At 74.0% G+C, this 6,469-nt stretch carries 6 protein-coding genes; 3 read left to right on the forward strand and 3 right to left on the reverse strand.

The window, feature by feature from the left end:
* Nucleotides 1-3: 3 nt before the first annotated feature.
* The 3 genes from IO29_RS26605 (at nucleotide 4) to IO29_RS26615 (ending at nucleotide 1,820) form a co-directional block, all read left to right on the forward strand.
* Nucleotides 4-606, forward strand: coding sequence for a helix-turn-helix domain-containing protein (locus IO29_RS26605; RefSeq protein ID WP_030382508.1), 603 nt, complete (start codon nucleotides 4-6; stop codon nucleotides 604-606).
* Between the two features lie 85 nt (nucleotides 607-691).
* Nucleotides 692-1,354, forward strand: a complete 663-nt coding sequence (locus IO29_RS26610; protein ID WP_030382509.1) for a hypothetical protein — start codon at nucleotides 692-694, stop codon at nucleotides 1,352-1,354.
* Between the two features lie 124 nt (nucleotides 1,355-1,478).
* Nucleotides 1,479-1,820 carry a DUF2516 family protein gene (locus IO29_RS26615; RefSeq protein ID WP_030382510.1) on the forward strand — a complete coding sequence of 114 codons (342 nt, stop codon included), beginning with the start codon at nucleotides 1,479-1,481 and terminating at the stop codon, nucleotides 1,818-1,820.
* Between the two features lie 200 nt (nucleotides 1,821-2,020).
* Here the strand turns inward: IO29_RS26615 and IO29_RS26620 are convergent, their stop codons facing one another.
* The 3 genes from IO29_RS26620 to IO29_RS26630 form a co-directional block, all read right to left on the reverse strand.
* Nucleotides 2,021-3,493, reverse strand: a complete 1,473-nt coding sequence (locus IO29_RS26620) for a PP2C family protein-serine/threonine phosphatase (RefSeq protein ID WP_030382511.1) — start codon at nucleotides 3,491-3,493, stop codon at nucleotides 2,021-2,023.
* A gap of 235 nt (nucleotides 3,494-3,728) precedes the next feature.
* A complete protein-coding gene (locus tag IO29_RS26625; protein ID WP_030382512.1) occupies nucleotides 3,729-4,925 on the reverse strand; it encodes a C40 family peptidase in 1,197 nt (398 codons plus the stop codon).
* Between the two features lie 260 nt (nucleotides 4,926-5,185).
* Entirely contained in the window at nucleotides 5,186-6,031 is an 846-nt protein-coding gene (locus IO29_RS26630; RefSeq protein WP_030994078.1) for a class I SAM-dependent methyltransferase, read from the reverse strand.
* Nucleotides 6,032-6,469: the final 438 nt, after the last annotated feature.

The following is a 6,469-nucleotide window of genomic DNA, read 5'->3' on the forward strand; positions in this document are numbered from 1 at the left end:
GGCATGGCATCGCTCAATGTCGGCAATCTCGGTGAGTACCTGCGGGAGCAGCGGCGCAACGCGCAGCTGTCGCTCCGGCAGCTCGCCGATGCCGCCGGCGTGTCCAATCCGTATCTGAGCCAGATCGAGCGCGGGCTGCGCAGGCCGAGCGCGGAGGTGCTCCAGCAGGTCGCCAAGGCGCTGCGGATCTCCGCCGAGACGCTGTACGTGCGGGCCGGGATCCTCGACGCCGAGCGGGACCGGGTCGAGGTCGAGACCCGGGCCGTGCTGCTCGCCGACCCCACGCTCACGGAGCGCCAGAAGCAGGTGCTGCTCCAGATCTACGAGTCGTTCCGCAAGGAGAACGGCCATGAAGGCGCAGACGCGAGCGGATCCGGTGACGCGTACGGGACCGGGCACGTGAGCGTGTCCGGGAACGCCGTGGCGGGCGGCGCGGCGGATCCGGTCGGCGTGGGGACGAACGGTACAAAGGGTGCGCCGGACGCGCCTGACGTCCCCCACCCGACCGACGCCGCGGCGACCCCGGACGACGGCACCGGCACCGGCACCGCGGGCGGCCCGCGTGCGGCGGGCGGCGATGCCGGAGCGCAACGTACGGCCGGCTGACCAGCGGCCGCCCCCACCGGCGGGCGCCGTATCCGCCACCCCACACCCTCAAGCGAAAGCAACAGCAATCCGGAGGACCATCGTCATGGCCATCACCGACGACCTGCGCAAGACCCTCAGTGACCCCAAGCCGCTCTACTTCGCCGCCGGCACCGCCGACCTCGCCTGGAAGCAGGCGCTCCGGGTGCCGAGCCTGGTCGAGCAGCTGCGCAACGAGGCCCCGGCCCGGATCGAGGCCGTGCGCAACACCGACCCCAAGGCCGTGCAGGAGAAGGCCACCGCGCGTGCCAAGGAGGCACAGGAGACCCTCCAGGCCCGGGTCAACGGCTTCATCGGCTCCCTCGACACCGACCTGAAGAAGCTCGGCGAGTCCGCCCAGGACCTCGCCCTGCGCGGGGTCGGCGTCGCCGCCGAGTACGCCGTCCGGGCCCGTGAGGCCTACGAGAAGGTGGCCGAGCAGGGCGAGCAGGCCGTGCGCACCTGGCGCGGCGACGCCGCCGAGGAGATCAACGACCTCGCGATCGCCGTCGAGCCCGAGACCGCGCCTGCGCCGAAGAGCCAGGCCAAGCCTCAGCCCGTGCGGCCCGTGAAGCCCGCCGAGCCGGTCCGGATCGAGGACGACAAGCCGGCCGCGACCGCGCCGAAGCCCGCCGCCCGCAAGGCCGCCACCCCGGCGACCGCGGCGAAGAAGGCCCCGGCCGCCCGCAGGACGACCACGGCCAGGAAGACGACGCCGCCGGCCAAGTGACCGCCGCGCGGGAACGGGCCGGGCGCTCCGGGCACTTCCGGAATGCCCGGCCCGTTGTACGGGTACGGTGGCCGTACCGGCGCACGGTCGGCCGACGGACGACTCGACTCGGATGGTGGGCAACATGCTGATGACGGCATTCGGCGGCCTGATGTGGCTGCTCTACACCGCCATGCTGGTGCTCGCCGTGGTGGCGCTGGTCATGGCGGTGCTCTTCCGTGACGACGCCTACCGGGCCGCCGACAAGAAGACCAAGGGCTTCTGGCTGATCATCCTCGGCGTCACGGTCGCGGTGAACCTGCTGATCCCCATGCTGTTCCTGCAACTCGCCGGCCTCGTCGCCACGATCGTCTTCTTCGTGGACGTCCGCCCCGCCCTGCGCGGGGTGTCGGGCGGCGGCTTCGGCCGCCGGAGCGGCGGCAGCAGCAGCGACGGCCCGTACGGACCCTGGAACGGCGGCCGCTGAGCGACGGGCTGTCGGCCGGCTGCCGTGGTGAGCGGTGGGCCGGCTGCCGTGGTGAGCGGTGCGCCGGTCGCGGTCGGCCGTTGTGGTGAGCGGCCGGTCGGCCGCTGTGGTGACCGGTGCGCCGCTGTGGTGACCGCTGGGCCGGTCGCGGTACGCCGCCGCGTCACGGGCCGCGGTCCGGCGGGGCGAGGGGACGGGCGTTATGGCGTGCGGTCCAGCAGGACGACGGCCACGTCGTCCGTCAGCTCGCCGCCGTTGAGGTCGCGGACCTCGTCGACCGTCGTGCGCAGCAGTTCCTCGCCGCCCAGCCCCTGGTCCAGCCGCCGGCGGACCAGCGTCAGCATCCCCTCCTGGCCGAGCCGGTCCCCCGTGTCGCCGACGTGGCCCTCTATGAGGCCGTCGGTGTAGAGCATCAGGCTCCACTCGGCTCCCAGCTCCACCTGTGTCCGCGGCCAGCGGGCCCGCGGCAGCAGGCCGAGCGCGGGGCCGTTGTTGTCGTACGGCAGCAACTCGGGCGTCCGGCCGGGGCGGGCGATCAGCGGGGCCGGGTGACCGGCCAGGCACAGGCCCGCGCGGCGGCCGTCCGGCGTGATGTCCACCGTGCACAGCGTCGCGAAGATCTCGTCGTTGTCGCGTTCGTGCTCCAGCACCTTCTGGAGGGTGGAGAGCAGCTGGTCCCCGCAGAGCCCGGCCAGCGTCAGCGCCCGCCAGGCGATGCGCAGCTCCACACCGAGCGCCGCCTCGTCGGGGCCGTGCCCGCAGACGTCGCCGATCATCGCGTGCACGGTGCCGTCCGGGGTGCGGACGGTGTCGTAGAAGTCCCCGCCGAGCAGCGCGCGCGAGCGGCCGGGACGGTAGCGGGCGGCGAACCGCAGCGAGGACCCCTCCAGCAGCGGCGTCGGCAGCAGCCCGCGCTCCAGCCGGGCGTTCTCCTGCGCGCGCAGCTTCGACTCGGTCAGCCGCCGCTCGGCGGTGTCCGACCGCTTGCGCTCCACCGCGTACCGGATCGCCCGGCTCAGCAGCCTGCCGTCCAGCTCGTCGCGGAGCAGGTAGTCCTGCGCGCCGACGCGCACCGCCTCGGCGCCGCGCTCGGCGTCGCCGGAGGCGGTGAGCGCCAGGACGGCGTGCCGGGGCGCGAGCTCCAGCACGTGGCGCAGCACGGCCAGCTCGTCCTCGCCGCCGTCACCGGCGCCCCGGCCGGGCGCGGGCAGCGCGAGGTCGAGCAGGATGCAGTGGACGTCGTCGGTGAGCAGCCGTCCGGCCTCGGTGAGGTTGCGGGCGGTGCGCAGCCGGATCGGGCGGCCCGCCGAGTCGAGCATCTCGGGCACGATCGGCGAACCCACCGGGTCGTCCTCGATCACCAGCAGGGTGAGGTTGGCGGGCGCGGCGTCGGCGGGGGCCGGCGCCACGGGCACGGCGAAGCCGTCGGTCCCGGCGGCACCGGTGGGCGCGGCGGACCTGCCGGGCCCGGCGGAGCAGTCCTCGGGCGTGCCGCTGCCGTCGGGCATGGCCGTGCCGTCGGTCGGCACGTCCGCGGGAGCCGGGCCGCGGCCGCCTCCGGTGGACGGTTCGCGGCCCGCTTCCGTGGCCGGGCCGCCGGGCTGGGGTCCGGCCTGCGCCTGACCACTCTCCGCGGCCGGGATCGCTCTCTGCCGCGGTACGGGTACGGGCATCGTCTTGGGTTCCTTCCCTCTCCCGAGGGCACGGCGGAACGAGGGACCTCGACCCACCGACGGGGACCATAGCGTCAGCCGCGCCCGCAGCGGAATGGTGTTCCGGACCACGCCCGGCGGGACGCCACCGTCATATGCCGCGATACACGGCGCACTTGGACGCCCGGGGGCGGGGCGCGGAATGACGAACGTCACGTGCCTCCGACGGCCCACCGGACGTCGGAGGTGGCGCCCCTCACGCGTCCGGGCGCACCACCCCGAGTATCGGCATGGTGCCCGCACCCGTGATCGTCACCGTGCGGCCGGGCCGCGGGGCGTGGACGATCTTGCCGTCGCCGAGGTACATCGCCACATGGCTCGCGTCGTCGAAGTAGATGATCAGGTCACCGGGGCGCATGTCCCCGAGCGCCACGTGCGGCAGCTGCTTCCACTGCTCCTGCGAGGTGCGCGGGATCGCGTGCCCGGCGGCGAGCCAGGCCTGGGACGTCAGCCCCGAGCAGTCGTACGAGTCCGGGCCCTCGGCGCCCCACACGTACGGCTTGCCGATCTGGTCCGTCGCGTACGTCACGGCCTTGCGGCCCGCCGCGGACGCCCTGGTGTCGAGGTCCTTCAGCACGCCGGAGTCGAGCCAGGCGGTCTGCGCCTGCTGCGCGGCCTCCTCCTCCAGCTTGGCCAGCCGCTCCTTCTCCTTCTCCTCCAGCTGGTCCTGGAGTTTCTCGGCGGAGGCGATCCGCTTCTTCACCCGCTTCTTCGCCGCCGCCTTGGTCTTGCGGTTGGCCTCCAGCTTCTTGTAGCGGGCGGAGGCGTCGCGGGAGAGCCCGCCCAGCTCCGACTTGGTCTGCTTGAGCTCGTCGATCAGGCCGACGGTCGCCTGCTGGCCCTGGCGGACGAGCTGGGCGCCGTCGAGGAACTCCTGCGGGTCCTCGCTCAGCCAGAGCTGCATCTCCGGCGGCAGGGTTCCGCCGCGGTACTGGGCGCGGGCGGCGGCGCCCGCGCGGTCCTGCAATTCGGAGAGTTTCGCCTTGGCCGCCTCGATCTGGCGGTTCAGTTCGGCGATGCGGGCGGACTGGCTCTCGGCCTTCTCCTCAGCCGCGTTGTAGGCGTCCGTGGCGACCGCGGCCTCGTGGTACAGCTTGTCCAGCTTCTCGCGGACGGCTTCCAGCCTGGCGTCCGTCTTCGCGTCGTCGGCCGTGGTGGGCGGGGTGCCGGCCGAACTGCCGTCCGTGGAGCCGCCGTCGGCCGAGTCCTTGGCCGACCCGCCGCCCGAGCCCCCGTCCGCCGTGCCGCCGGAGGCCGCCGTCCCGGAGGACGGTGCCGGTGTGGGCTTCGGCGCCGAAGCGCTCGCGAACGCCGTGCCCGGTGCGCTCAGCACGGTGACCGCGCAGACCAGGGCGATGGCCGCCGTGGTCAGGCTCCGCTTTCCGGATCCCATACTCCGTCCCCCAAATAACTGAGTTTCCCGTCAGTAACTTTCGGACGCCTGGGGGATCGTGCCATGTCACCGCCCGGAACGACAGGGTGCGTGCCGTACCGGGGGCTTCCTCCCCCTTGCCGCGTCCGTGACAACGTTCTCCCGGCGACTGTGACGAACGACGCACGGAGATCGTTCCCCGGCGGTCGCGGTCGCGGTCGCGGTCGCGGTCGCGGTCGCGGTCGCGGACGGTTTGACCTCCGCACCCGCCGCCGGGCCGGCTAGCCGGCGGGTATCGGTGCCGCCGCCCAGTCGCGGGGCGCCAACGCGGGCCAGGCGAGGGTGACTTCGCCCTGGCGCCAGCGCCCGGCGCCGTCCGTCACCGGCCAGTCCGCGGTGAGCGCGCGGACCGTGCGTATCCATCGCTGGCGCGCCCCGTACGAGGCGTAGGGCGCGGCGGAGGCCCAGGCGCGGTCGAAGTCGCGCAGGAACGCGTGGACCGGCTCGCCCGGGACATTGCGGTGGATGAGCGCCTTCGGGAGCCGTTCCGCGAGGTCGGACGGCTGCTCCAGGGAGCCGAGCCGGGTCGCGAAGGTGACGGTGCGGGGGCCCTCGGGGCCAAGGGCGACCCAGACGTGCCGCCGGCCGATCTCGTCGCACGTGCCCTCGACGAGCAGTCCGCCGCGGGAGCCGGTCGCCCGGTCGGCGGGGGCGAGCCGGGCGCACAGCCGCCGCCAGACCGCGGCGACGCCCTCCTCGTCGTACTGCCGCAGCACGTTCGCGGCGCGGATCAGCAGGGGCCGGCCGGGGACCGGCACCTCGAAGCCGCCGTGCCGGAACTCGAGTCCGTCCCGTGCGTAGGGCTGTGCGGCGGCGACGCGGGCGGGGTCGATCTCGATGCCGGTGACGCGGGTGCGGGGGGCGGCGGAACGGAGCCGCCGCAGCAGCTCGACGGCGGTCCAGGGGGCCGCGCCGTAGCCGAGGTCGACGGCGAGAGGGGCGGGGAAGCGGCGGAGCTCGGCGCCGTGGGCCGCCGCGATCCACCGGTCCATACGGCGGAGCCGGTTGGGGTTCGTGGTCCCGCGAGTCGCCGTACCCACGGGGCGGGACGCTGCGCGGGTTGTCATGCGTACGAGAGTAGGCGCGAGCGGCGCCTGCCGTCCGAGCCTGTGGATAACCCCGACGAGGGGCGCGGGGAACAGTGCATAACCCGGCAAAGACTACGAGAGCTATGCAAAGCGGGATGAAGCCCCATGCAGGGTCAAAGGAGCGGGGTCCTTTGAGGAGGGAAAGGGCAGGGGCGGCGGCGGAGGCGGCGTGGGCGAGAAAACCCGCAGCACCCCCCACCCGCGTGCACCCCCGCCCCCGCCGGGTACCCGCACGGAGAACGCCCCCCGCACCCCCGCACCCCGCCCCTCTCGAACGGTTGAGCGACTCCCGGTAATGATTCGGCAAAGATCCACGCACCGGAAATGGAGCGGAACGCTCCGGCGTTTGCCCTAGTCGGAGGGGCCCCCGCGCCCACCCACCGCCGTGCCATGAACCGCCCGCCCCGCCCCGCGTAC

This window comes from Streptomyces sp. NRRL F-6676 (genome assembly GCF_000725625.1).
Classification (GTDB): Bacteria; Actinomycetota; Actinomycetes; order Streptomycetales; family Streptomycetaceae; genus Streptomyces.